This is a genomic window from Vibrio sp. PSi01, assembly GCF_054960695.1.
Map to the genome: position 1 here is coordinate 78,409 of NZ_JBHNYN010000015.1, position 24,508 is coordinate 102,916.

Genomic DNA, 24,508 nt, shown 5'->3' on the forward strand with positions numbered 1-24,508 from the left:
GAACGAATCAAACAACAAGCCGAAGCTTATTGGAAATCCTGCATGTTCCAGTTGCCGATATCTGCAGCAATCCCTTCACCACCTTCTTGGCCATCAGCACCAAGTGTGAAGATATCGATAGTGCCGTTATCACCAGGGCTTAGGTATTGGTACTCGTTACCCCATGGGTCGTTTGGCAAACGCTTGATGTAACCGCCGTCACGGTAGTTACGAGGCTCTGGGCTGCTTGGCTTGGAAACCAATGCATCAAGGCCTTGATCCGTTGTTGGGTAAACGCTGTTATCCAGTTTGTACATATCCAGCGCGTTCTCTAGCGCCACGATATCAGTGATCGCTTTCTGTTGATCAGCCTTCTCTTTGTTACCCAATAGGTTAGGTACAACAAAGCTCGCCAATACGCCGAGGATAACCACAACAACCATCACTTCTAGTAGGGTAAAGCCTGATTGTTTCTTCATTTTATTTTTCATTGTTTTCTCCAAATTACAGACAACGAGTGAAGGTAATAGTGTCCTTCTTCTCGCTCATCCAAAAACTAACGTCTTATGAGCAGTTGGTTAACCACTCATCAAATTATTCATTTCAAGCATCGGCATCAGCGTCGCCATCACAATGAACAGCACTAAGCCTGCCATCAAAGCGATAAGTGCTGGCGTAAAAATACCTAGCGCGATATTCACGGTCGACTCAAAGCTTTGGTCTTGGTTATCCGCCGCTCTTGTCAGCATCTGTTCCAGCTGGCCACTCTGCTCACCACTGGCAATCATATGCAGCATCATCGGTGGGAAGAGTTTGGTTTGATCGAGCGCTTTACGCAGGCTTGCCCCTTCTCTAACACTGTCTGATGCCTGCAGTACTTGTTGCTTCACATGGTGATTCGACATCACATCCACCGCAACCTTCATCCCTTCAAGAATAGGAATCGCACTCGAGGTACAAATAGAGAGTGTTCGAGCAAAACGAGAGGTATTGATCCCTTTCGCTATTTTACCGATCAGCGGGATACTCAATAATTTTCGATCCCAACTCATACGAACGCCCGGCTTTTTCAGTGCCGTCTTAATCAGAACAATCACACCAACAGTTAACAACAGTAATTGGATGCCCCAATCCTGGATAAATTCACTCGATGCTAATAAAAATTGTGTCGATTGCGGAAGTTCTTGGCCCATTTGAATAATGGGTTCAACGATCTTAGGTACTACCGTTGCCAATAGGAAAGAGACAATCGTCACCGCAAACACCACCAGCACAATCGGGTAGATCATCGCTTGCAGTAACTTAGAGCGCATCTTTTGACGATTTTCCGCGTAATCAGCTAATCGCTCCAATACCGCATCTAAGTGCCCTGATTTTTCGCCCGCCGCAACCATGGCTCTGAACAGTTCATCAAAGATATGTGGATAATCTGACAAGCTATCGGCTAACGAGTAACCTTCCGTCACTTTAGAGCGGACGGCAAGTAACATAGTTCGAATACGTGGTTTTTCCGATTGCTCGGCGACCGCTTTTAAACATTCTTCCAACGGCATACCAGATTGAACAAGCGTTGATATTTGACGCGTAATCAAAGCAAGATCAGGTGTACTGATACCACGCTTAAAACTGGTCGAAGGTTGAGAGCCTTTGGCATTTTTTGCCTTGGCTTCAGTCATCTCAACCGGCATTAAGCCTTGCTCTTTTAAGCGCTGGCGAGCCTGGCGAGCGTTATCCGCTTCAATAGACCCCTTTTTACTTTTACCTTTAGCATCCAGCGCTTTGTATTCAAATGCCGCCATACTAGACTTCCTTGGTAACGCGCATCACTTCTTCTAGGGACGTTATCCCTTTCAGAACTTTACTTAAGCCGTCATCTCTAATGCTTGGTGTCGTGCTACGAATGGCTTTTTCAATCGCCTGTTCACCTGCTTCGCTATGAATCAGCTCTTGGACTGAATCATCAATCATCAACAGTTCATGAATACCGGTACGGCCTCGATAACCTTTATGGCCGCACGCTTCACAACCTTTCGCATGGTAAAGCGTCAGGCTCTCTTTCTTCTTCAATCCAAACAGTTTTTTCTGTTCTTTGTCGGCTTCATAAGGCTCTTTGCAGTCGTTACACAAAGTACGAACCAAACGCTGAGCCAAAACACCCAGCAGCGAAGAAGAGATTAAGAAAGGTTCAATGCCCATATCACGTAGACGCGTGATCGCACCAATTGCTGTATTGGTGTGAAGGGTCGACATAACTAAGTGACCCGTCAAAGAGGCTTGAACAGCGATCTCAGCGGTCTCTAAGTCACGTATCTCACCAATCATAACCACATCGGGATCTTGACGAAGAATGGCACGTAAACCGCGCGCAAAGGTCATATCAACCTTAGGATTCACTTGTGTTTGGCCAATACCATCAATATCAAATTCGATTGGGTCTTCAACGGTAAGGATATTTCGCTCATTGCTGTTGAGCTCTTGCAGGCCAGCATACAGGGTTGTTGATTTACCCGAACCCGTAGGGCCGGTCACCAAGATAATGCCATGTGGGCGCTGAATCAGCTTACGGAAGTTCTCGTGGTTTTCTGCGGTCATGCCTAAGCTGTGCAAGTCTAAGCGAGTCGCGTTTTTGTCCAACAGACGCATTACCACACGCTCACCATGTGAAGAAGGCATGGTTGAGACACGAACATCTACCGCACGACCACCGATACGCAGAGATATACGGCCATCTTGTGGCACGCGTTTTTCTGCAATATCCAGTTTAGCCATAACCTTTACACGTGAAACCAATAGCGGAGCCAGTTTACGGCTTGGCGCTAGAACATCACGCAACACACCGTCAACTCGGAAACGGATACAGAGTGACTTTTCAAAAGTTTCGATGTGTATATCCGAAGCGCCTTCTTTGATCGCCTCTCCCAACATCGCATTGATTAATTTGATGATAGGTGCATCGTCTTCCGATTCGAGTAGATCTTCATCTTGGGGCAGTTCTTCTGCCAATGAGAAGAAATCATCACTGTCAGCACCGATGTCTTCCATTAACTGCCGCGCTTCTGACGAATCACGTTGATAAGCATCGGTCAGTTTTTTATCAAACTCTTCTGCTGTAATAGCTTCTGGAGTAAAGCCATTTTTGACAACGCGGCTTACTTCAATGATCGCAGCTGATTTCAGTGGCTCAACATAATAAAGCACTGGCGCACGTTCAGGGTGCTGATATTCCAACACCATCTTGTAGCGATTCGCAAAGCTAAACGGTAAACGCTGATAAGTGCGTGCCGCCCCTACCAATTCAGACATTATTCTGTTTCCATTTGATCGATGAAGGCTTGGATTTCAGCCGGGTGATTCATATCGGCACCAAATTTAGGCAGTACCGGGATATTATCGTCATCCAGCAGCTTCAAACCTTGTTCAGACTTGTATAACTGCTCAGCACGAATGAAGTTGTACTTACGCTGAGTGATACCGTCGGCTGTCATGCCATCACGGATGATGGTTGGCTTGATGAAAACCATTAGGTTCTTTTTCTCAACCTGAGTACTGGTTGATTTAAACAGGTGTCCAAGTACTGGGATGTCACCCAAGAACGGCACCTTAGACTCACTTTCCAGTGCACGCTCATCAATCAAGCCACCCAGCACCAACATTTGTCCGTCTTGAACAATCACAGACGTGTTCAGTTGACGCTTAGCAAAACGAACATCAACTGCACCATTGGCGCCCAATACGTTAGAGACTTCTTGTTCTATTTGCAGCTGAACCGAGTCACCTTCGTTGATTTGTGGCACCACTTTAAGCTTGATACCCACTTCTTTACGTTCAACCGTTTGGAATGGGTTGTCGTTGCTTGAACCTGCGGTAGAACCGGTTAGAACAGGCACTTCCTCACCCACAATGAATGAAGCCTCGCCATTGTCCATAACCGTGATACTTGGAGAAGATAGGATGTTTGAGTTTGAGTCGGTCGCAACCGCGCTGATCAACGCTGTCCAATCACCCATAACAACACTCATTGCGGCGCCATTAACGCCAGAAAGAGCAGATGCCAAGGTAGAATAGTCACCCGATTCAGTGGTGGTTTCATTACGTTGGAAGTCACCATTGTCATCATAAACGGCAGTGGTCGTTTCAGTGTCTTTGGCTTCTTCCAAACCAACCATCACGCCACCAATCGATGCACCGGTGTTACCATACTGAATCACGGCACCAGTATCTAGGTTGCCCCACTGCACGCCAAGGTTAATGCCGTCACCTTCAGCCATCTCGACAATTAAGGCTTCGATCAACACTTGGGCACGACGAATATCCAACTGCGCGATAACGTCTTGCAGCGCGTTCATGATGTCTGGTTGTGCGGTAATGACCAACGAGTTGGTATCACTGTGGGCTGAGATCATGACTTGATTACGCTGCGATGAACTGCCTTTAGTTGAAGATTGTTTCTCTGACTGCAAGTTGTCCGATACGCCTTTCAACACATCGACAAGATCTTCCGCTTTTGCGTATTTAAGGTAGATAACTTGGTTGTTACCTTTGGTCGCCATCTCTACATCAAGCTGTTCAATCAGCTTTCTTAAACGGCTACGTACCTTTGGGTCACCGGAAATAAGAATTGCATTAGTACGCTCATCGGCAACCAATTTAGGCTGTAGGAATGCAGGTGTGTTTTTAGCATCGGTGGTTTTACTCAGAGCATCAACAATACGAACCATTTCTGCCGCCGATGCATTCTTTAGCTCAACGACTTCAATCTCTTTATCACCCGCTTGGTCAACACGCTTGATGATTTCTGCTAAACGGTTCACTACCGCCGCACGACCGGTAATCAAGATGATATTGGCAGGATCGTAGTGCACAACGTTACCCGCACCGGCATTATCGTTCAATTGACGAAGCAAAGGAGAAAGTTCACGAACCGAGACATTACGAACCGTCACAACACGCGTGACTACACTGTCGCCTGTGATCGAATCACGATCACCAACAACGGGAATTGCTGAGGTTTTAGAATCTTTGGCTTTGATGATCTTAAGAACGCCTGAGTCCATTTCAACGACCGCGTAGCCATACACTTCTAATACGTTTAGGAAGAAGCTGTAATATTGCTCTTCATTGAGTACGTCATAGCTACGTACATCAATTTTACCGCGCACCGATGGGTCAACGATGATCGTCTTCTCTAGGTTGCGGCCAACAATATTAATAAACTCTTGAATGTCAGTGCCCTTAAAGCTGGCACTAAAATCACTAGCGATGGCTGCGGGTGTGCAGATTAAGCTTCCTGCCAGTAACCATGCACTTTTCTTAAACCAATGCTTCACGTATTTCTCCTACACTTTCGTCTGTCTTCAGACGCAAAGTTTTAAAATTCAATAAACACTTCATGTTGTTGTCCATCTCTCTCGACCACGAGGTTTAGCTCTGTCAGATCGGAAATGGAACGGAATATGTTGCCCATCGCTGCGGGGTCTGTCAGGTCTTGCCCATTTAACTGAGTAGCAATATCTCCGTTTTGGAGCCCAACAGAGTTAAAAAGTTCTGAATCTTTGCCAGGGCTCACACGATAACCAATCACTTTATCGTCACGCTTCACCTGAGACAGTCGAACATATTGGAAGATTTGTTGTGGATCTTGCATTATCTTCGCTTTAATTTCGTCTAGCTTCTCTTCTTCGGAAGCGGGGTTATTGCCACGAACAGAAGAAGTGGTACGAGGTGGCGCAGGTGCTGATACCGCTAAACGCTTGTACTCAATCCCTTCAAGCATCAATGTTTCATCTCGCCCTGAGTTATCGATGATCACGCGATCCACTAATACCGCTTTTAACTTAGCTCGCGTACCTTCAATCTCTTCGTTAATGCCGTAAGTCGCTTGCGTGCCACGATTCGCGATCACCGCTAAGCTCAATTTTGGATTAGAGCTGGCGACAGCGCCCACCAAAACTAGGTTTAATCGTGTCTTAGGTGCATCTTGGATAACTTGCTGTTTAACAACAGGAGCTGTGGTTGGGTTATAGGCACCAAACATGTTGCTCTGCTGTAGGGAAGAAATATCGAGGGTCGATTGAGGAGAGGAAGACGATGAAGCTGTTGCTTTCCAAGGCACAACGGTTTGCTCGGCAGGTTCAATAAACCACGCAAGCTGTCCTAAAATCCATGCTGAAGCTGCAATCAACAAACAACACGTCACTAGGCTTAGTTTTTGCTGAAATACAAATCCATTCTCTAATAAGCGGCTCAACACAGGTGAATTTCCCATGCGACTTTTGAGCTCTAAAAAGTTCACTTCCCTTGCCCCTTTTCATGACGACAAACGCTGCAAATCATTAAACTTTCAGCCTTTTTATTCATTCGTTCGATACCGAGCTTATTTAAGCATAAGATCTCGAACTATATCATAGCAAATCGATAAAACGGCATTACATGGCTATTTTGTAATATGACTTGAAAAAAATGCCAACCGCCTCCACTTTAAGCTTCTACTTAATGTGATAAGCATCATCAAAAAAACATGTTGCGCACTGTTCATTACAGTTAAACCGCATTCATTTCTCACTTAATAAGGCACAGCCCTATATGAAAACTGCTAATGAAGCTGTCAGACTCGATAAATGGTTGTGGGCAGCTCGTTTTTACAAAACCCGGTCTATTGCTCGCAACATGGTCGATGGTGGCAAAGTCCACTATAATGGTCAGCGCAGCAAACCAAGTAAAATTGTCGAACTTGGGGCCGTGATTACACTGCGTCAAGGTAATGAAGAAAAAACGGTGACAATCGAGAAAATCTCGGCTCATCGTGGCGGAGCTCCGATCGCCCAAACCCTCTATGCAGAAACCACCGAGAGCGTGGCAAAAAGAGAAGAGTTTGCAACACAACGTAAGCTGAATGCTCATAGCCCAGCACCTGAACGTCGCCCAGATAAAAAGCAACGTCGTGACATTATCAAGTTCAAGAATCAATAAGCTAGAAGGAATAGCCAAATGGCAGACCCAATGTCTACAAGTAATGTTTTAAATCGCTACCTATTTGAAGATCTATCAGTACGTGGTGAATTGGTACAAATCGATGAAGCGTACCAACAGATTATTTCTAGCAAGGAATACCCAGCGCCAGTTCAAAAGCTACTGGGCGAGCTATTGGTTTCAACGACGCTATTAACAGCGACCCTAAAGTTTGAAGGCTCTATTACCATGCAATTGCAAGGTGATGGCCCAGTATCTCTAGTTGTTATCAATGGCGATCACGACCAAAAGATCCGCGGTGTCGCTCGCTTTGAAGGCGAGATTGCTGATGATGCAGGCCTACACGACCTAATGGGTAAAGGCCACCTAGTGATCACCATCGATCCTAAGAAAGGTGAACGTTACCAAGGTATCGTTGGTCTGGAAGGCGAAACGCTTGCTGACGTTCTTGAAGGTTACTTTGCTAACTCAGAACAGCTTAAGACTCGTCTATGGCTGCGCACTGGCGAACATGAAGGCAAAGCTCACGCTGCAGGTATGCTTTTACAAGTTATGCCTGACGGCACAGGTACGCCAGATGATTTCGAGCATCTAGAGCAACTAACCGACACCGTTAAAAACGAAGAGTTGTTCTCTTTAGAAGCTAACGAACTGCTTTACCGTCTATACAACCAAGAGAAGGTTCAGGTATTTACACCTCAACCGGTTGAGTTCTTCTGTGGCTGTTCACGTGATCGAAGCGCTGCGGCTATCATTACTGTTGCTCAAGAAGAGATTTACGACATTCTAAGCACGGAAGGTAGTGTGGGACTACACTGCGATTACTGTGGCACAAACTACTCGTTCGACAAAAATGATGTAGATGCTCTTTACGCAGAAGCGGCAGATAAAGGCAGCAATACGGTTCATTAATTTACGGCGTACCAAAAACACGTAATTTACCCCAAAAAGGTCAGCACTCAGCTGGCCTTTTTTGTGATCAAAATAGCGCAAACTCCGTAACATCTCGTAATAAAATCACCGCTTAATTTTAATCAATTAATAATGTTCTCGCCCCTAGCGCAAAGGTTTGCGTACAGGATAGACTAGTTGGGCCAATATGTGACGAGGCGCTTAAAACCCCAAGGTTAATATGGATATTTTTTGAGCTGTATCCCTGTTTCCCCCGAGCCTCGTTGCTAGCATGGTGAGCAGATAACAATAAAAAATTATTACAAAATCCCTACAAAATATCCTACAAGGAGCACCTATGACCGTTATGGAACATACTAAGGCTGCACAAATTGATCTAACTAAGCACGGACTGACTGGCGTTACCGAAGTTCTTCGTAATCCTAGCTACGAGCAGTTATTCGTTGAAGAAACACTGCCGGGTCTAGAAGGCTACGAAAAAGGCGTAGTAACGGAACTAGGCTCCGTTGCGGTTGATACTGGTATCTTTACTGGCCGCTCACCAAAAGATAAGTACATTGTTAAAGATGACACAACACGCGATACCATGTGGTGGTCAGATCAAGGCAAAAATGACAACAAACCGATTACCACTGAAGTATGGGACGAGCTGAAAGAGCTTGTAACAACTCAGCTATCTGGCAAGCGTCTGTTTGTCATCGACGGTTATTGTGGTGCTAACCCAGATACGCGTTTAAGTGTGCGTATTATCACTGAAGTAGCGTGGCAAGCGCACTTCGTTAAGAACATGTTCATTCGTCCAACCGACGAAGAACTAGCAACGTTCGAACCTGATTTCGTGGTAATGAACGGTGCTAAAACAACCAACCCTAACTGGGAGAAACAAGGTCTAAACTCTGAGAACTTTGTCGCTTTCAACCTGACTGAACGTGTTCAGATCATTGGCGGTACCTGGTACGGCGGTGAGATGAAAAAAGGTATGTTCGCAATGATGAACTACCTACTACCTCTACAAGGTATTGCTTCAATGCACTGTAGTGCAAACGTTGGCGAGAAAGGCGATGTCGCTATTTTCTTCGGTCTATCAGGCACTGGTAAAACAACCCTATCAACCGATCCTAAACGTGAGCTAATCGGTGATGATGAGCACGGTTGGGATGACGATGGTATCTTCAACTTTGAAGGTGGTTGTTACGCGAAGACAATTCGTCTATCTAAAGAAGCTGAACCTGAAATCTACAACGCAATCCGTCGTGATGCACTACTAGAGAACGTAACGGTTCGTGGCGATGGTTCTATCGATTTTGATGACGGTTCAAAAACAGAGAACACTCGTGTTTCTTACCCGATTCATCACATCGACAACATTGTTAAACCAGTATCAAAAGCAGGTCACGCTCAAAAAGTTATCTTCCTGACCGCTGATGCATTTGGTGTTCTACCGCCAGTATCTAAACTGACTCCAGAACAAACGAAGTACCACTTCCTATCTGGCTTCACAGCGAAACTAGCGGGTACAGAGCGCGGTATTACTGAGCCAACTCCTACGTTCTCTGCTGCGTTCGGTGCTGCATTCCTAACTCTTCACCCAACTCAGTACGCTGAAGTGCTTGTGAAACGTATGGAAGCGGCGGGAGCAGAAGCTTACCTAGTGAACACTGGTTGGAACGGCACAGGCAAACGTATCTCGATTCAAGATACTCGTGGCATCATTGACGCTATCTTAGATGGCTCAATCGACCAAGCGGATACTAAGGTTATCCCTATGTTTAACCTAGAAGTACCGCTAGCGTTGCACGACGTAGATCCTACGATTCTTGACCCGCGTGATACGTACACTGATCCATTGCAGTGGGAAAGCAAAGCGAAAGATCTAGCAGAGCGCTTCATCAACAACTTTGACAAGTACACAGATAACGCTGAAGGTAAGTCACTGGTTGCTGCAGGTCCACAACTAGACTAACCCTAAAGTCTGCTCGGGGTTGAGCGAAATGCAAAGACCCTGTTTCAAAATGATATTTTTGTAGCAAGCCCCTCTTTTGAGGGGCTTTTTTGTTGCTGCTTACCCATTTTTGTTCCACTCTGTTTTAAGACTAGTGAAAATTAAGGCTTTCAAGGAATGAAAAAGGTATTCATGGTGCTCGGCATTGTGCTTTCCATCATCGTTGCACTTCTCGCGGCGCTGCTATTAAGCTTACAAACTCAATACCGAGCTGATGTTGCTAACTTTTTTATCAAGCATACGATTGAACAACCTGTACTCATTGAAGATATTGAGTATCAGGCGCCGTATCACATCACCTTGATGGGCATCACCCACAACCAACCTAAACAGCAAACGCCTCTTTATATCGATAAGATCGATATCTGGTTCAGTTCAGACTCTCTTATTGAAGCCAAGCTGGTTTTAGACTCGGTGTTAATCAGCGGACTCCAGTTAGAAGCTGACGATCTGGAAACACTCACATCGGTATTGACTCAACCAAGTCTCAAACTCCATCAGTTGGCCATCAATAATCTAGATTTCTCGACTCCAGACTTTAATACACGAGGCATCAACCTCCAGATCTCCGAACCCATTTGGGGGGACAACCGTTCACTGCTGCCCTATGGCAAAACCCAACTCTCCGCCTCGCAATTGTATTGGCAAGGTGAAGCATTCGATAATCTGTTGATAGACTTAGACCTAAAACCGAGTGATAGCACCCTTTATGGCGCTTCATTTGATTGGCGTGGAGCCAAAATATCTGGACAGGCAGAACAATACCAACGCGATTGGTCATTGGTGAATGTCACAGTCGATGGCTTACGATTAAACGAACAACAGACCCAAAGCCTGTTAAACAAAGATTGGGATGTCGCAGGCATTCAGATCAATCACATCAACAGTCTCGATATTCTACGCAGTGACGTGCAATGGCAAGATGGCCACTTAACCGCTTTTGATGCGTCACTCGAAAATATCCAACTGCCTTTTAGATGGTGGGAGCAACAGCAAGCGACGCTCTCTCTGCAAGCAGAAGGTGTCATTTTAGATGATGACAGGTTCATCGACCCAAGCGTTAAGTTGAACCTCCAACCAAACCAGATTCTGATTGAAGATTTCTATACTCAACTTCTTCAAGGCAGTATTCAACTGAATGGAAAAGTAACTCCGAGCACCGTTGAATTAACACAACTCGATGTTCGCGGAATAAAGTGGATCAAGGAGAGCCTAGATGAACATTTACCTGCAGTTCGCCTAACGCCTTGGTTTGAAGAGCTACAACAGATCTCTATCAAGCAACTTAACGTCGAACGCAGCCAACTCATTCAACTCGCCGAGAAACCTTACTGGCAAGTCTCAGGGCTACATATCGAGGGGCGTCAGGTTCAATTACTTCAAGACCGAAAATTAGGTCTATGGCAGGGCAAGTTGATGGCCAGCGCCAACGATGCGAGCTATCAAAACATCCTCAGCGCCCAACCTGTGATTGAAATGCATAGCGAGCAGGGGAAATGGACGTTAACACGCCTGTTTGCCCCACTACGGGATGGTTATATTGAAGCAAATGCAACGCTCGATTTTAACAAAATAAGCAAACCATGGAGCTTAGATGTCTCTGCTGACGGGTTACCAATCTCACTAATGTTGCAGCAACTTAAATTGCCACTCGATGCGACAGGTTATGGAGAATTCGAACTTCAAGCCGCAGGTTTGTACGGCGATTCACTAATGCTCGGGTACTCAACCTCAGGCCAACTTACTGGTAGCGTTCGCCAAGGCATGATGACCTTTAACGATAAGCTTTCTGAAACCTCGAGTAATAATGTATTTGAAGTCCCAGAACTGAATGCCAGTTTTGACCGTGGCCGTTTCACCCTTGAACCAACGCACATCATTGGTGCATCCGCTGAAGCGCAAGGTTCGCAAAGGATTCAAACGTTAACTGGCGAGGTCTCAGGAGAACTCGATTTGCTAGAAACTAGCAAACACACACTTTCCATCACCTTAACTGACCAATGCCATCAAATCTCAGGAAAGCTCGACCAAGCGAAATATTCGGAGATTAATAACTGCCAACAAAAAAGCGCCACTCCACAGGAGTAGGCGCCTTGTATCTGTTAGTCAGTGTCAGCTATACGCTTACGTTAGTGTCTGTTGATAATCGCTTTTTGTAGTCAGGGATCAGCATATAAGTGCCCGTGAATTCAACCGCTTCAACATCGCCACTATGAATAGTCACGTGGATAATGATACGAGCCTTTCGACCTGAAGCGAGACGATCTAAATCACCACTGATTCCATCCAATGAAGTAGCAGCGACTGGGTTTTGCTCAACCGGGTGACGATAACGAATATTACTGTCAGCCAGAACGATATCACCAGTAAGTCCACGCTCTTTCATCAACAACCAAGTCATTCCCCAGCCTGTTAATGTCGCTAAGGTGAAAGCTGAGCCTGCAAACATGGTGTTGTGAGGATTAAGGTTTGGGTTCAACTGAGCACTACATTCAAACTGATAACCCGTGTATTGGTTAATTTTGATACCCATCTTGTCACTGATCGGAATTTGATTTTCCCAGCGCTGTTGTAGCTCATTACACCATTCAGGCTTACGCAGTACATCAGCCATCGGATCAAGGTGTTTCACCATCTGCTGATGACGAACTGGACCACGCTGGTCATTAATTTCACCACGACGCTCAAATTCGTTTTTCTCATAGAATGAGATCGCATCTTCACGTGCATTACACACTAGACGTTTGGCACCCTCTTGGCGAGCCAGTGACTCTAACGCCACTAAAATCAATGAGCCCATGCCTTTACTTCGACGAGAGTTCTTTACCGCCATATAACGGATCTGACCTTCGAGGTCTGGAGTGATGTAAAGGCGGCCAATCGCCATCGGACGGCCACGACCATCGACAATCATGCGATGGTGACTCATGGCATCATATTCATCACGCTCGGAACCTACCGGCATTCGCCAAGGTTCACGCAGCATCTGCCAACGAAAATGGTAATACTTGTTCAGTTGATTTTCGGTGGTCGGTGTTATCAGTTTAAACATGCTTATCCTTTTAAGTTTAAACCTGCAGCCAGAATGTTACTGGGCCATCATTAACCAATGACACTTTCATGTCGGCTGCAAATCGGCCACGTTCCGTTGGCAATACTGATTCACATTGGTTAGAGAAATAATCGTAAAGACGCTCCGCATCTTCAGGGTTTGCTCCACGAGAAAAGCCCGCTCGAGTTCCCTTTTTTGTATCGGCTGGCAGTGTGAATTGAGAAACCACCAACACTTTACCTTCAACCTGTTTTACGTTGAGGTTCATTTTTCCGTCTTCATCTTCAAAGACACGATAAGTTGTTACTCGTTCCATCAAACGTTTGGCTTTGGCTTCGTCATCACCTTTTTCTACGCCTAATAGAACCAATAAGCCTTGTTCAATCTCACCAACTACTTCGCCATCAACTCGAACGGCAGCTTCACTTACTCTTTGAATCAGGGCTATCACTGTTGTTTCCTTGTTCTGGAATTTCATCGTTATCCGCTGAGTGTACCATTTCTTGCGAGTCACTCCACTGTTCGTGCTCACCAAGCGCGGCTGTCACTTCAGCTCCGACTAGCACGATCAGCCAACACAAATAAACCCAAACAAAGAGAATCGGGATCGCCGCTAGCGCGCCGTAAATCAACTGGTAAGAAGGAAACTGAGTAATGTAAGCTGCAAAGCCTTTCTTACTCAATTCAAACAAAATTGCCGCCACCAAAGAACCTGCCGCGGCATGAGAAAAGTGTATCTTTTTGTTTGGAACAAGAAGATATAGGCCAAAAAACGCAAAGAAAGAGAGAATCAAAGGAAGTCTGCGAATAATGGTATTAAATGCACTCGATACGACTTCGTTTTGCAGCAAATTCAATGACGTCACGTAAGAGGTCGCTGCAATACTAGCGCCCACTAGAATAGGCCCAAGGGTCAGCACCATCCAGTACATGGAAAAAGACAACACGGCACGTCGCTTTTCCGTTACTCGCCAGATGTAGTTTAGGTTCTTATCGATATTGGAGATCAACATCAGTGCAGCAACGAATAAGAACACACTACCTACCGCTGTCATTTTGCCAGTATTGGCGACAAACTCTAACAAGGCACCATGCACCGCATCCCCAGACGCAGGAACAAAGTTGGTAATAACGAAGTTTTGAATCACGAGCCCAACATCAGCAAAAATTGAGAATGACGACAAAATAGAGAGCAGAACCGTCAACATCGGCACAATTGAGAGCAAAGTAATGTACGCCAAGTACCCGGCATTCACATTGACTCTATCGTGTGTCATTCGCGTGAGGAGATAGCGGGAAAACTGGATGCTTCCAGTGATTGCGTTTTTTATCTTCAACTTGTAACTCCCTGGTAACTCGTTCATAGTCCTAATTAATATTCCTTTATTTAACTATAGGAAACTAGGATGCCTTATTTAATAGTTATAGTCCTCTCTATTTTTACCCTAACTGGATGCCAGTCCGCTTATTACTCGGCTATGGAGCAAGTGGGATACCACAAGCGCGACATTATGGTCGATAGAGTGGAAGACGCTAAAGAGTCGCAGCAGGATGCTCAGGAAGAGTTTAGTAGCGCGCTAGAGGCGCTCAGCAGCCTGACTAACTTCAACGGTGGCGACCTTGAAGACATGTACAACCAAATCAATGATAAATACCAAGACAGCGAGAAAGCCGCGCAAAATGTCAGTGACCGGATTGCTGCTATTGAAGATGTATCAGATGCGCTATTCGCCGAATGGCAAAGTGAACTAGACCTTTACACTAGCGACTCACTGCGTCGTTCAAGTGAGCAAAAGCTGCGTGAGACTAAATCGTCTTACCAAACGATGCTTTCAGCGATGAAACGTGCCGAGAAAAAGATGGACCCTGTACTCAACACCCTTCGCGACAATACGCTTTATCTCAAGCACAACCTAAATGCGAGCGCTGTCGGTTCGTTGCAGGGAGAGTTTATGAGCTTAGAAAAAGACATCGCCTATGCAATAGAGCAGATGAATGCGGCAATAGCAGAGTCGGATAAATTCCTAGCTCAACTCAATCAGAAGTAGTGCCATTAGAAGCGAATTAAGATAAATCCGTATGAACCCAATCATTGTTACTGGCGGCCCAGGGGCTGGTAAAACCACACTAATTAATGCCTTGGGTGACATGGGTTACCCGATATTCGCTGAGTCCTCTCGCCAGTTGATAGAACAGCAGAGTCAACTTGAGAACGGTATATTACCTTGGTTAGACCTTCCGGGCTTTGCTCACTTGTGCTTAACCGTGATGAGTGAGCAAAAAGAGCAAGCGAATCAACACCAGATTGCATTTCTCGACCGTGCGATTCCAGATATCTGCGGTTACTTAGCTCAGGCGAATCTCGATATTGATGTGACCTACCGAGAAGCGAGCCAAGGCTATCACTCACAAGCCCTATTCTGCCGCCCAGAGGCTTCTATCTATGTGCAAGATGAAGTGCGCCCTTATCCGTTTGAAGAAGCCTTAGAAATTCACCACGCTTTAGTAACAGTCTACCAAGAACTGGGTTATGAGGTTGTCGAGGTTCCATTTATGTCAGTCGAAGAACGGGCTCTATTTGTTAAAAGTCACCTAGGTATCAAAAGCTCAATCCCCAACTCGGCCGGTCCTCCCTCTTGAGGATGACGAATACTTGAATGCTCTTTGTATCTCGCATCTCGTTGACCTGAATCTAAGCAAACTACCGTCATTCCCTACAGCGAGGCACGAGTGTGATAAGGAACCTCACACAGCTGATGGTTTTCGATACTTTTCCAAGCCGCACACAAAACAAAAGCCCCGAGCAGCTAGGCTACTCGGGGCTTTCTTACTTATTCTAAAACTGCTTGATAGCTAGAAGCTAGTCTGCTGGCAATTAAGCCTTAGCTGGACGTGCTGCACGCTTACGTTCGTTTTCAGTAAGAAGCTTCTTACGGATACGTACGTTTAGTGGCGTTACTTCTACTAGTTCATCTTCATCGATAAACTCAAGAGCTTGCTCTAGAGTGTGCTTGATCGGTGGAGAAAGAACTTGTGCTTCATCAGTACCAGATGCACGAACGTTCGTTAGTTGCTTACCTTTCAGACAGTTTACTGTCAGGTCGTTTGAACGGTTGTGAATACCGATTACTTGACCTTCATAAACTTCATCAGCGTGCTCTGTGAATAGACGACCACGAGCTTGAAGGAAGAACAATGCGTAAGTCAGTGCTTTACCAGTCGCGTTCGAGATTAGAACACCGTTGTTACGCTGACCAATGATACCGCCTTTGTAAGGACCGTAATGATCGAACGAGTGGTAAATAAGACCAGAACCCGATGTCATTGTAAGGAATTCAGTTTGGAAACCGATAAGACCACGAGAAGGCATCATGAAGTCCATGCGAACACGGCCTTTACCATCTGGTGCCATATCTGTTAGCTCACCCTTACGTAGACCGATGCTTTCCATGATCGCACCTTGGTGCTCTTCAACTACATCGATAGTCACCGTTTCGAACGGTTCCATTTTCTGACCATCTTCTTCTTTGATGATTACTTCTGGACGAGATACTGCAAGCTCGAAACCTTCACGACGCATGTTTTCGATCAGGATAGAAAGGTGAAGCTCACCACGGCCTGATACGCGGAAACGGTCTGGACTTTCAGTTTCTTCAACACGTAGTGCAACGTTATGAACCAATTCTTTTTCAAGACGCTCAAGGATGTTACGTGAAGTTACAAACTTACCTTCTTTACCCGCGAACGGAGAAGTGTTTACTTGGAAAGTCATTGTTACTGTTGGTTCATCAACAGACAGTGGTTCCATTGCTTCAACATTGTTTACGTCACAGATAGTGTCTGAAATTTTCAGCTCACCAAGACCTGTGATTGCAATGATGTCGCCAGCGTTAGCTTGATCTACTTCGTGACGCTCAAGACCTAGGTAACCAAGTACAGTACCTACTTTACCGTTACGTTTTTTGCCTTCAGCATTCACGATAGTTACTTGTTGGTTTGGCTTAACAGAACCACGAGTAACACGAGCAACACCGATAACACCTACGTAAGAGCTGTAATCAAGTTGCGAAATTTGCATTTGTAGTGGGCCGTCAAGGTCAACTGCAGGCGCTTCAACTGTATCAACAACAGCTTGGAACAATGGTTCCATGTTCTCGCCAGTTTCGCCTTCAGTCATTGTTGCCCAACCGTTTAGAGCTGAAGCGTAAACAACGGTGAAGTCTAGTTGCTCATCAGTAGCACCTAGGTTGTCGAAAAGGTCGAATACTTGATCCATAACCCAATCAGGACGAGCGCCTGGGCGGTCAATCTTGTTAATTACAACGATTGGCTTAAGACCGTGTGCGAATGCTTTTTGCGTTACGAAACGAGTTTGAGGCATTGGGCCGTCAACTGCATCTACGATCAGAAGAACTGAATCAACCATAGACATGATACGCTCAACTTCACCACCGAAGTCCGCGTGTCCCGGAGTATCTACGATGTTGATGCGGTAATCATTCCAGTTGATTGCTGTGTTCTTAGCAAGAATGGTAATGCCACGCTCTTTTTCGATGTCATTCGAATCCATGACACGCTCTTCAGCTTCACCACGAGACTCAAGAGTGCCTGACTGTTGTAGCAGTTTATCAACCAAAGTCGTTTTACCGTGGTCAACGTGCGCGATGATCGCGATATTTCTTAACTTATCAATCTGTGGAGTAGACATGGATTCTCGATTCACTCATAAAAGTAGCCGTCACTTATCTCAAAAGTTTGGATAATAACCGCTAGCTTGATTTAAAAAACGGTCAATAATATACCAGATTCTAGACAAAAACCCAGAAATATGTGATCTGAACCAAGGCTTTTTTCTTTATTAGCGATTCATATCCGCTTAACTTTGATTCAGTATCGTACCCAACCGTCCATTTTATATGACTCTGAAGAATCATTACCAAATCAGCTTCAAGCCGAATCTCTCTCAAAACCGTAAAAGTGGATTGACAACTTAAGCAATTCATTGCTGAATAGTATTCGTTCATGACTCATCTTGGTGCACAGACAAACGATTGCACCAAACAAGTGCAGATAGAGATCATTTTGGTGCAAAAACCAAAGAGAACAAAACAGTTAAACAAGTAAATCATTGAAATTAATGGAATAATTTTTTTGGCACGTTTTTGGCTATAGATAAATCAGCATCGATTAATGCACATACAGACATTAATCAATGCTAGTTTCAACCGAATCGAGCTAATACCGAATTAATAACACTGGAGGTTATCCAAGATGTCAGTAGAAAATGTACTATCCCTGATCCAAGAGAACGAAGTTAAATTTATCGACTTACGTTTTACTGATACAAAAGGTAAAGAGCAGCATATCTCTATTCCTTCTCACCAAGTTGATGCTGACTTCTTTGAAGAAGGTAAAATGTTTGACGGCTCTTCAGTAGCTGGTTGGAAAGGCATTAACGAATCTGACATGGTAATGATGCCAGACGCTGCATCTGCTGTACTAGACCCATTCACAGAAGACGCAACACTAAACATCCGTTGTGACATTCTTGAGCCTGCAACAATGCAAGGCTACGACCGTGACCCACGCTCTATCGCTAAACGTTCTGAAGAGTACCTACGTTCTACAGGTATCGCAGACACAGTTCTAGTTGGTCCAGAACCAGAATTCTTCCTATTTGATGACGTTAAGTTCTCAAACGACATGTCTGGTTCTTTCTTCAAGATTGATGACGTAGAAGCAGCTTGGAACACAGGTTCTGACATCGAAGGCGGTAACAAAGGTCACCGTCCTGGCGTTAAAGGCGGTTACTTCCCAGTAGCTCCTGTCGATTCATCTCAAGACATCCGTTCAGCAATGTGTCTAGTAATGGAAGAGATGGGCCTAGTTGTTGAAGCTCACCACCACGAAGTAGCAACTGCGGGTCAAAACGAAATCGCAACTCGCTTCAACACACTAACAGCGAAAGCTGATGAAACTCAAATCTACAAGTACGTTGTACACAACGTTGCTCACGCATTTGGTAAAACGGCAACATTCATGCCTAAGCCACTAGTTGGTGACAACGGTTCTGGTATGCACGTTCACCAATCTCTAGCAAAAGACGGTGTAAACCTGTTTGCTGGTGATAAGTACGGCGGCCTATCTGAAATGGCGCTTTACTACATCGGTGGTGTAATCAAACACGCTCGTGCAATCAACGCATTTGCTAACCCATCAACTAACTCGTACAAGCGTCTTGTACCTGGTTTCGAAGCACCGGTAATGCTTGCTTACTCAGCACGTAACCGTTCTGCTTCTATCCGTATCCCAGTAGTACCAAGCCCTAAAGCACGTCGTATCGAGCTACGTTTTGGTGATCCAGCAGCTAACCCATACCTATGCTACTCAGCAATGCTGATGGCTGGCCTTGACGGTATCAAGAACAAGATCCACCCAGGCGAAGCTATGGACAAAGATCTATACGACCTTCCTGCAGAAGAAGCAGCTGAAATCCCAACAGTTGCGGAATCTCTACAAGAAGCTCTTGCAGCACTTAGCGACGACCGTGAGTTCCTAACAGCTGGCGGCGTATTCTCTGACGACTTCATCGATTCTTACATCACTCTGAAATCTGACGACGTACAACGCGTGAACATGGCTACACACCCACTTGAGTTTGAACTGTACTACTCAGTTTAATCCTCGATTAATAATCGTGTAGTGACTCTTACTGCAACATGTAAGAAGTGCTAAAAAATATTAGGCTCGCCTCGCAGGTGGGCCTTTTTTTTATTCTCTCGACGCCCCCCTCCTCGTACCATACCTTAGACAAAAGCCTTCAGAGGCTGCTGCTATAAATACAATAAAATCAACGCCAAACGTGAAGTCACCTAGCGGTTAAAAGAGGCTAAAGATATGAAAAATATACTGTTCCTGATCGGGTTAACAGTCGCACTCTCATGCTCTTCTCAAACGGTATATACCTGGGAAGATAGCGAGGGCGTACTCCACTTTAGTGATATGCCCACCGCTGAAAATGCCAAGTCTCTTCACTTACCTGACGTACAAGCTTCTGCGCCCGCGCCTAAATTTGAAAGCTCGATACCCGTTGATTCCTCGGCTTCATCGGCAACGAAAGTGACTGCGCCAGTTCATGATCAGCCAACAGCCGACAACACCACAGAACGAGAACTCCCTACTCAGTTAACACTGACTATGCTGACTCCCGTTCACGATCAAACCATCCGCAGCAACCGCGGCTTAATCCCTATTAAAATAGAACTGAGCCGAAAGCTAGGTATCGGGGAACAATTACAACTCATGCTTGATGGTCGTCGTTATGGCGCTCCACAAACCCAATATCACTGGGAACTAAAGGGCATAGACCGAGGTACTCACACCATTGCAATTCAAGCACATAGAAGCGGCAAGCTTATTGCATCTACTAGTCCAGTCACCGTGTATTTACATCGAGCGACGATCAAGTAGGCCTGTGTGTTAAAAGAGACGGAATTACCTCAGCTTTTCACCTGTTCTCAACAGCTTTCAGCAACTTTAATGAATTAACTTTAGCTTCTGATTGATATGCGCCATACTTGAACTTAGCTACGCACCAAATTGGTGCAGTGAGAAAACACCAGTTCAAGGACGAAATAGTGAATCGATCAGCGAAACGCGACAGCATAGATACACATCAACTTTCCAGTGCCATTCTCGATAATATGGTGACCTCGACATTGATGCTCGATGAGCAACTGTATGTGCGATACGCCAACCCATCGGCTGAACAACTCTTTTCACAAAGTGCGAGACGCATCGTTGATCATCCATTGAGTCAACTCATCCAACATGCCTCTCTCGATTTAGCCCTCCTGACACAACCTCTGCAAAGTGGCCAGAGCATTACCGACAGTGACGTTACCTTTGTTGTCGATAACCGCCCATTAATGCTTGAAGTGACAGTGAGCCCAATATCTTGGCAACGTGAGACCTTGCTATTGGTAGAGATGCGCAAGATAGACCAACAAAGACGACTCAGCCAAGAGCTAAACCAGCACGCGCAACAACAAGCGGCTAAGCTGCTGGTGCGAGGGTTAGCGCATGAAATTAAGAACCCGTTAGGTGGATTAAGAGGCGCGGCGCAGCTGCTTGGAAAAATGCTGCCCGATCAGTCCCTTAATGAGTATACGCAGATCATTATTGAGCAAGCCGACCGCTTGAGAGCGTTAGTCGACCGCCTTCTTGGTCCACAAAAGCCAGGAACAAAATCGGAAGAGAACCTCCATCAAATACTCGAAAAAGTAAGACAACTTGTTGAACTCGAATCAGGTTCAACACTCGCTATCGAAAGAGATTACGACCCGAGCTTGCCCGCGATTTTGATGGATTCCGCCCAAGTTGAACAAGCCATGCTCAATATCGTGAGCAATGCTGCACAGATTTTAAAGACCCAAGAATCAGGAAAAATCACCATTCGCACCAGAACGGTGCATCAAGCCAATATTCATGGGCAGCGACACAAACTCGCTGCTCGTATTGAGATCAGCGATAACGGCCCAGGTATTCCTGATGAATTAAAAGACACACTGTTTTACCCAATGGTTAGCGGGCGAGAAGGTGGCACGGGATTAGGGTTATCCATATCGCAAAACCTGATCGATCAACACAATGGGAAAATTGACGTTGAAAGCTGGCCAGGAAATACCACATTCACGATTTACTTGCCGATATAAGTGAAGCTAGATCCCAATGGAAAACCGAGCTTTAAAGGCAAAAAAGAATACCGAAAAATAAAAACAACAATGATTATCACAATAGAATTGGCTGTAAAGGAATTGAATTATGAGTAAGGGATACGTTTGGGTCGTTGATGACGACAGCTCTATCCGATGGGTAGTAGAGAAAACACTGTCTTCTGCGGACATAAAGTGCGAAACATTTGCCGACGCAGAGAGCGTATTGCTTGCTCTTGAGCGCGAAACGCCAGATGTATTAGTATCTGATATTAGAATGCCTGGTATCGACGGGATTGAATTGTTACATCAAGTTCATCAGCGATCGCCTGATCTACCCGTCATTATTATGACCGCGCACTCAGACTTAGATGCAGCAGTCAATGCGTACCAAAAAGGGGCCTTTGAGTATCTGCCTAAACCGTTTGATATCGATGAAACACTGACTCTGGTAGAGCGAGCGATTGCGCATAGCCATGAACAGAAACGCGAACAAGCCAGCGAAGTAACTGAAGACACTAATGCGCCAGAAATCATTGGTGAAGCACCTGCGATGCAGGAAGTTTTCCGCGCTATTGGTCGTTTATCTCGTTCATCCATTTCGGTTCTTATTAACGGTGAGTCAGGTACGGGTAAAGAGCTCGTCGCGCATGCTTTGCACCGACACAGCCCAAGAGCGAAAAAGCCATTTATCGCCCTTAATATGGCGGCTATTCCTAAAGATCTCATTGAATCAGAGCTATTTGGCCACGAAAAAGGCGCGTTTACTGGTGCTAACAATGTTCGCCAAGGACGTTTTGAGCAGGCTAACGGCGGCACGCTGTTTCTTGATGAAATCGGTGATATGCCACTCGATATTCAAACTCGTCTATTGCGTGTACTTTCTGATGGTCAGTTCTATCGCGTAGGTGGTCACTCTGCAGTTAAGGTCGATGTTCGCATCGTCGCAGCGACCCACCAAGACCTCGAACGATTAGTTCATGAAGGTGGGTTTCGTGAAGACCTTTTCCATCGACTTAACGTCATTCGAATTCATATTCCAGCACTACGCGAACGTAAACAGGACATTGAAAAGCTGACTCACCACTTTTTAGCCTCAGCTGCAGAAGAGTTAGGCGTTGAAGTGAAGACACTGCATCCAGAAACGATTCTAAAGCTCAACCAACTGAATTGGCCTGGTAACGTACGTCAGCTTGAGAATATTTGTCGTTGGTTAACGGTGATGGCTAGCGGCAGCGAGATACTGCCTTCCGATCTACCACCGGAATTGTTGGAAGAAAAAGTCGTGACCACTTCAGGTACCGGAGATAACTGGCAGCAACTGCTCGCGAATTGGGCGAAATGTGCGCTTGATTCAGGAGAAAAAGAGCTGCTCACTTACGCTCTACCAGAGTTTGAACGTATACTGCTCGAGGCTGCACTCAACCATACCAATGGTCATAAACAAGATGCAGCTAAGGTTTTAGGTTGGGGCAGAAACACCCTAACCCGTAAACTCAAAGAACTGTACTGACCTGATATGACTTTCGATGCAGCGACTTTTTAACCCAAAAAAGAGTCGCTTGGTTTGAGTAGTGTCGGTACAATTAAGGTATGCCATTCACTAAAGTTGTAGCGACGATGTCTTTGAAAACAAAAATTACATTAAGAACCGCTGTGGTTCTGCCATTCGTGATGATTTTTCTATTCACTATGAGCGTAATGGTTTTTACTCAAAAGCAAAGCTACAAAGAAATGGTGAGTGATCTTAGTGCGCGACAACTAACATCACTCACAGACAACGTTCATAAAAGTCTTTCTGAGTTTTTAGAAAAACCGTTTCACGCCAACCTCTCGCTGAGCCACAACATCGGTTACCACCACCTTTATCAATCGGGGAACCTCAGCAGAGTTCAAGACTATATTCTTTATAAGTTCTCTACGCATTTTCAGGCCGTTCCTCAACTGGATGTGATCGGCTTTGGCTCTGAAGACGGTAACTACGTTGGCTTTCGTCAAGAAGCCAACAATGGTTATACCTTGATGGTGCAAGATGACCGAACCCAAGATCAACTTGTCATTTATCGCGGCAGCACGATTAGTGAAGACATTCGCTCCGTCATTTCGGGATACGATCCGAGAATTCGTCCTTGGTACACGCCTGTTGTTAATCAAAAAACAGCTTCTTGGTCGCCCATTTACGCCAACGCTGATGAACGCCAAGAGATCACGCTTTCAGCCCTAGCACCTATCTATGACGACAACGAATTTAAAGCCGTGATTGTCAGTGACATCAAGATCAACACTTTCAACGCCTTCTTAAGAAACCTAAAAGCCGAAACCGATGCCTCTGTCTATATTATTGACCAACAGCAGCGCTTGGTGGCGCACTCTGGTGGGGGCAGCGTTGTCTCTTGGGGAACCGGTAAAACTCATAAAGGTCAGCGCTTATTAGCAACAGAAAGTGCTAACCCCATCATAAAAGAGAGCGCCAGTTACGTTGACCAATTTCATTTGATTGAAAATATGGGCGTGCAACGTTTCAAATTTACTCTTGATGGTGAACAATACTTCAATCAGATCACGCCTTATCAAGATGATCACGGCATCAATTGGTTTATTGGTATGTCGATCCCTGAAACCAACCTGCTTGGTGATTTACCTAAAAACCAAAGAAATAGCTGGCTACTTGGACTGCTTCTCAGCTGTATCGGTATTATCGCAGGATTGATCGCCTTTAATCGAGTTACCCAACCCATCACCTCCACAGCAGATGCCGCCAAACGTCTCGCGAACGGCGACTGGGACAGCGGCATGCCAAAATCTGGCAATAACATCTACGAAACCAGCCTGTTGGTAGAAGCCTTTAATGAGATGGCCAACAATTTAAAAGCCTCATTC

The 24,508-nt window shown here is 45.4% G+C and carries 21 protein-coding genes; 11 read left to right on the top strand and 10 right to left on the bottom strand.

Translation table 11 applies throughout. The features are described from left to right. Positions 1–26: 26 nt before the first annotated feature. The 5 genes from gspG to gspC all read right to left on the bottom strand — a co-directional run bounded on the left by gspG (position 27) and on the right by gspC (position 6,244). A complete protein-coding gene (gene gspG, locus ACFI6G_RS17570) occupies positions 27–470 on the bottom strand; it encodes a type II secretion system major pseudopilin GspG (protein ID WP_004741459.1) in 444 nt (147 codons plus the stop codon). An 87-nt stretch (positions 471–557) separates the two neighbouring features. Continuing rightward, positions 558–1,778 (bottom strand): type II secretion system inner membrane protein GspF, encoded by a 1,221-nt coding sequence (gspF, locus tag ACFI6G_RS17575; RefSeq protein ID WP_010433558.1) that lies wholly within the window; start codon positions 1,776–1,778, stop codon positions 558–560. Between the two features lies 1 nt (position 1,779). After that, entirely contained in the window at positions 1,780–3,282 is a 1,503-nt protein-coding gene (gene gspE / locus ACFI6G_RS17580) for a type II secretion system ATPase GspE (protein WP_010433557.1), read from the bottom strand. Next, positions 3,282–5,306 (bottom strand): type II secretion system secretin GspD, encoded by a 2,025-nt coding sequence (gspD, locus tag ACFI6G_RS17585; protein ID WP_016794088.1) that lies wholly within the window; start codon positions 5,304–5,306, stop codon positions 3,282–3,284. The genes gspE and gspD overlap by 1 nt, the downstream gene beginning before the upstream one ends. 41 nt (positions 5,307–5,347) lie before the next feature. Continuing rightward, on the bottom strand, positions 5,348–6,244 hold the full coding sequence (gene gspC, locus ACFI6G_RS17590) for a type II secretion system protein GspC (protein WP_016768265.1): 897 nt from the start codon (positions 6,242–6,244) through the stop codon (positions 5,348–5,350). Positions 6,245–6,561: 317 nt separating this feature from the next. On the opposite strand from gspC, the gene hslR reads away from it, so the two are divergent. The 4 genes from hslR to ACFI6G_RS17610 all read left to right on the top strand — a co-directional run bounded on the left by hslR (position 6,562) and on the right by ACFI6G_RS17610 (position 11,950). Continuing rightward, positions 6,562–6,948 carry a ribosome-associated heat shock protein Hsp15 gene (gene hslR / locus ACFI6G_RS17595; protein ID WP_016789622.1) on the top strand — a complete coding sequence of 129 codons (387 nt, stop codon included), beginning with the start codon at positions 6,562–6,564 and terminating at the stop codon, positions 6,946–6,948. 18 nt (positions 6,949–6,966) lie between these two features. Beyond that, complete coding sequence (gene hslO, locus ACFI6G_RS17600; RefSeq protein ID WP_010433546.1) at positions 6,967–7,860, top strand: Hsp33 family molecular chaperone HslO; 894 nt, start codon at positions 6,967–6,969, stop codon at positions 7,858–7,860. 337 nt (positions 7,861–8,197) lie between these two features. Beyond that, positions 8,198–9,823, top strand: coding sequence for a phosphoenolpyruvate carboxykinase (ATP) (gene pckA, locus ACFI6G_RS17605; RefSeq protein WP_010433544.1), 1,626 nt, complete (start codon positions 8,198–8,200; stop codon positions 9,821–9,823). A gap of 156 nt (positions 9,824–9,979) precedes the next feature. After that, positions 9,980–11,950, top strand: a complete 1,971-nt coding sequence (locus ACFI6G_RS17610; protein ID WP_261802844.1) for an AsmA family protein — start codon at positions 9,980–9,982, stop codon at positions 11,948–11,950. A 28-nt stretch (positions 11,951–11,978) separates the two neighbouring features. Here the strand turns inward: ACFI6G_RS17610 and ACFI6G_RS17615 are convergent, their stop codons facing one another. Genes ACFI6G_RS17615 through ACFI6G_RS17625 form a run of 3 tightly spaced genes read right to left on the bottom strand, consistent with a single transcriptional unit; the run spans position 11,979 to position 14,278 of the window. Beyond that, positions 11,979–12,914: a bifunctional GNAT family N-acetyltransferase/hotdog fold thioesterase gene (locus tag ACFI6G_RS17615; RefSeq protein WP_010433534.1), complete on the bottom strand. Its 936-nt coding sequence runs from the start codon at positions 12,912–12,914 to the stop codon at positions 11,979–11,981. 16 nt (positions 12,915–12,930) lie between these two features. Beyond that, on the bottom strand, positions 12,931–13,365 hold the full coding sequence (dtd, locus tag ACFI6G_RS17620; RefSeq protein WP_010433531.1) for a D-aminoacyl-tRNA deacylase: 435 nt from the start codon (positions 13,363–13,365) through the stop codon (positions 12,931–12,933). After that, a complete protein-coding gene (locus ACFI6G_RS17625; protein WP_010433528.1) occupies positions 13,337–14,278 on the bottom strand; it encodes a virulence factor BrkB family protein in 942 nt (313 codons plus the stop codon). Before ACFI6G_RS17625 ends, dtd begins: the two co-directional genes overlap by 29 nt. Before the next feature lie 42 nt (positions 14,279–14,320). Here ACFI6G_RS17625 and ACFI6G_RS17630 point away from each other — a divergent pair, with 42 nt between their 5' ends. Next, positions 14,321–14,962: a DUF2959 domain-containing protein gene (locus tag ACFI6G_RS17630; protein WP_016784088.1), complete on the top strand. Its 642-nt coding sequence runs from the start codon at positions 14,321–14,323 to the stop codon at positions 14,960–14,962. Between the two features lie 31 nt (positions 14,963–14,993). Then, positions 14,994–15,554, top strand: coding sequence for an AAA family ATPase (locus tag ACFI6G_RS17635; protein WP_016768261.1), 561 nt, complete (start codon positions 14,994–14,996; stop codon positions 15,552–15,554). 235 nt (positions 15,555–15,789) lie between these two features. Here the strand turns inward: ACFI6G_RS17635 and typA are convergent, their stop codons facing one another. Both typA and ACFI6G_RS17645 read right to left on the bottom strand, forming a co-directional pair. Then, a complete protein-coding gene (gene typA, locus ACFI6G_RS17640; protein ID WP_010433522.1) occupies positions 15,790–17,622 on the bottom strand; it encodes a translational GTPase TypA in 1,833 nt (610 codons plus the stop codon). Between the two features lie 100 nt (positions 17,623–17,722). Next, positions 17,723–17,938: a hypothetical protein gene (locus tag ACFI6G_RS17645; RefSeq protein WP_016768260.1), complete on the bottom strand. Its 216-nt coding sequence runs from the start codon at positions 17,936–17,938 to the stop codon at positions 17,723–17,725. 247 nt (positions 17,939–18,185) lie between these two features. Here ACFI6G_RS17645 and glnA point away from each other — a divergent pair, with 247 nt between their 5' ends. The 5 genes from glnA to ACFI6G_RS17670 form a co-directional block, all read left to right on the top strand. Continuing rightward, positions 18,186–19,595: a glutamate--ammonia ligase gene (glnA, locus tag ACFI6G_RS17650; protein ID WP_010433520.1), complete on the top strand. Its 1,410-nt coding sequence runs from the start codon at positions 18,186–18,188 to the stop codon at positions 19,593–19,595. Between the two features lie 216 nt (positions 19,596–19,811). Then, on the top strand, positions 19,812–20,384 hold the full coding sequence (locus ACFI6G_RS17655; protein WP_016787706.1) for a DUF4124 domain-containing protein: 573 nt from the start codon (positions 19,812–19,814) through the stop codon (positions 20,382–20,384). A 167-nt stretch (positions 20,385–20,551) separates the two neighbouring features. Beyond that, entirely contained in the window at positions 20,552–21,628 is a 1,077-nt protein-coding gene (gene glnL / locus ACFI6G_RS17660; protein WP_010433517.1) for a nitrogen regulation protein NR(II), read from the top strand. A 109-nt stretch (positions 21,629–21,737) separates the two neighbouring features. Further along, positions 21,738–23,141: a nitrogen regulation protein NR(I) gene (glnG, locus tag ACFI6G_RS17665; protein ID WP_462710380.1), complete on the top strand. Its 1,404-nt coding sequence runs from the start codon at positions 21,738–21,740 to the stop codon at positions 23,139–23,141. Between the two features lie 107 nt (positions 23,142–23,248). Continuing rightward, positions 23,249–24,508 (top strand): HAMP domain-containing protein (locus tag ACFI6G_RS17670; protein WP_462710382.1); only part of this gene is annotated, 1,260 nt, incomplete at its 3' end.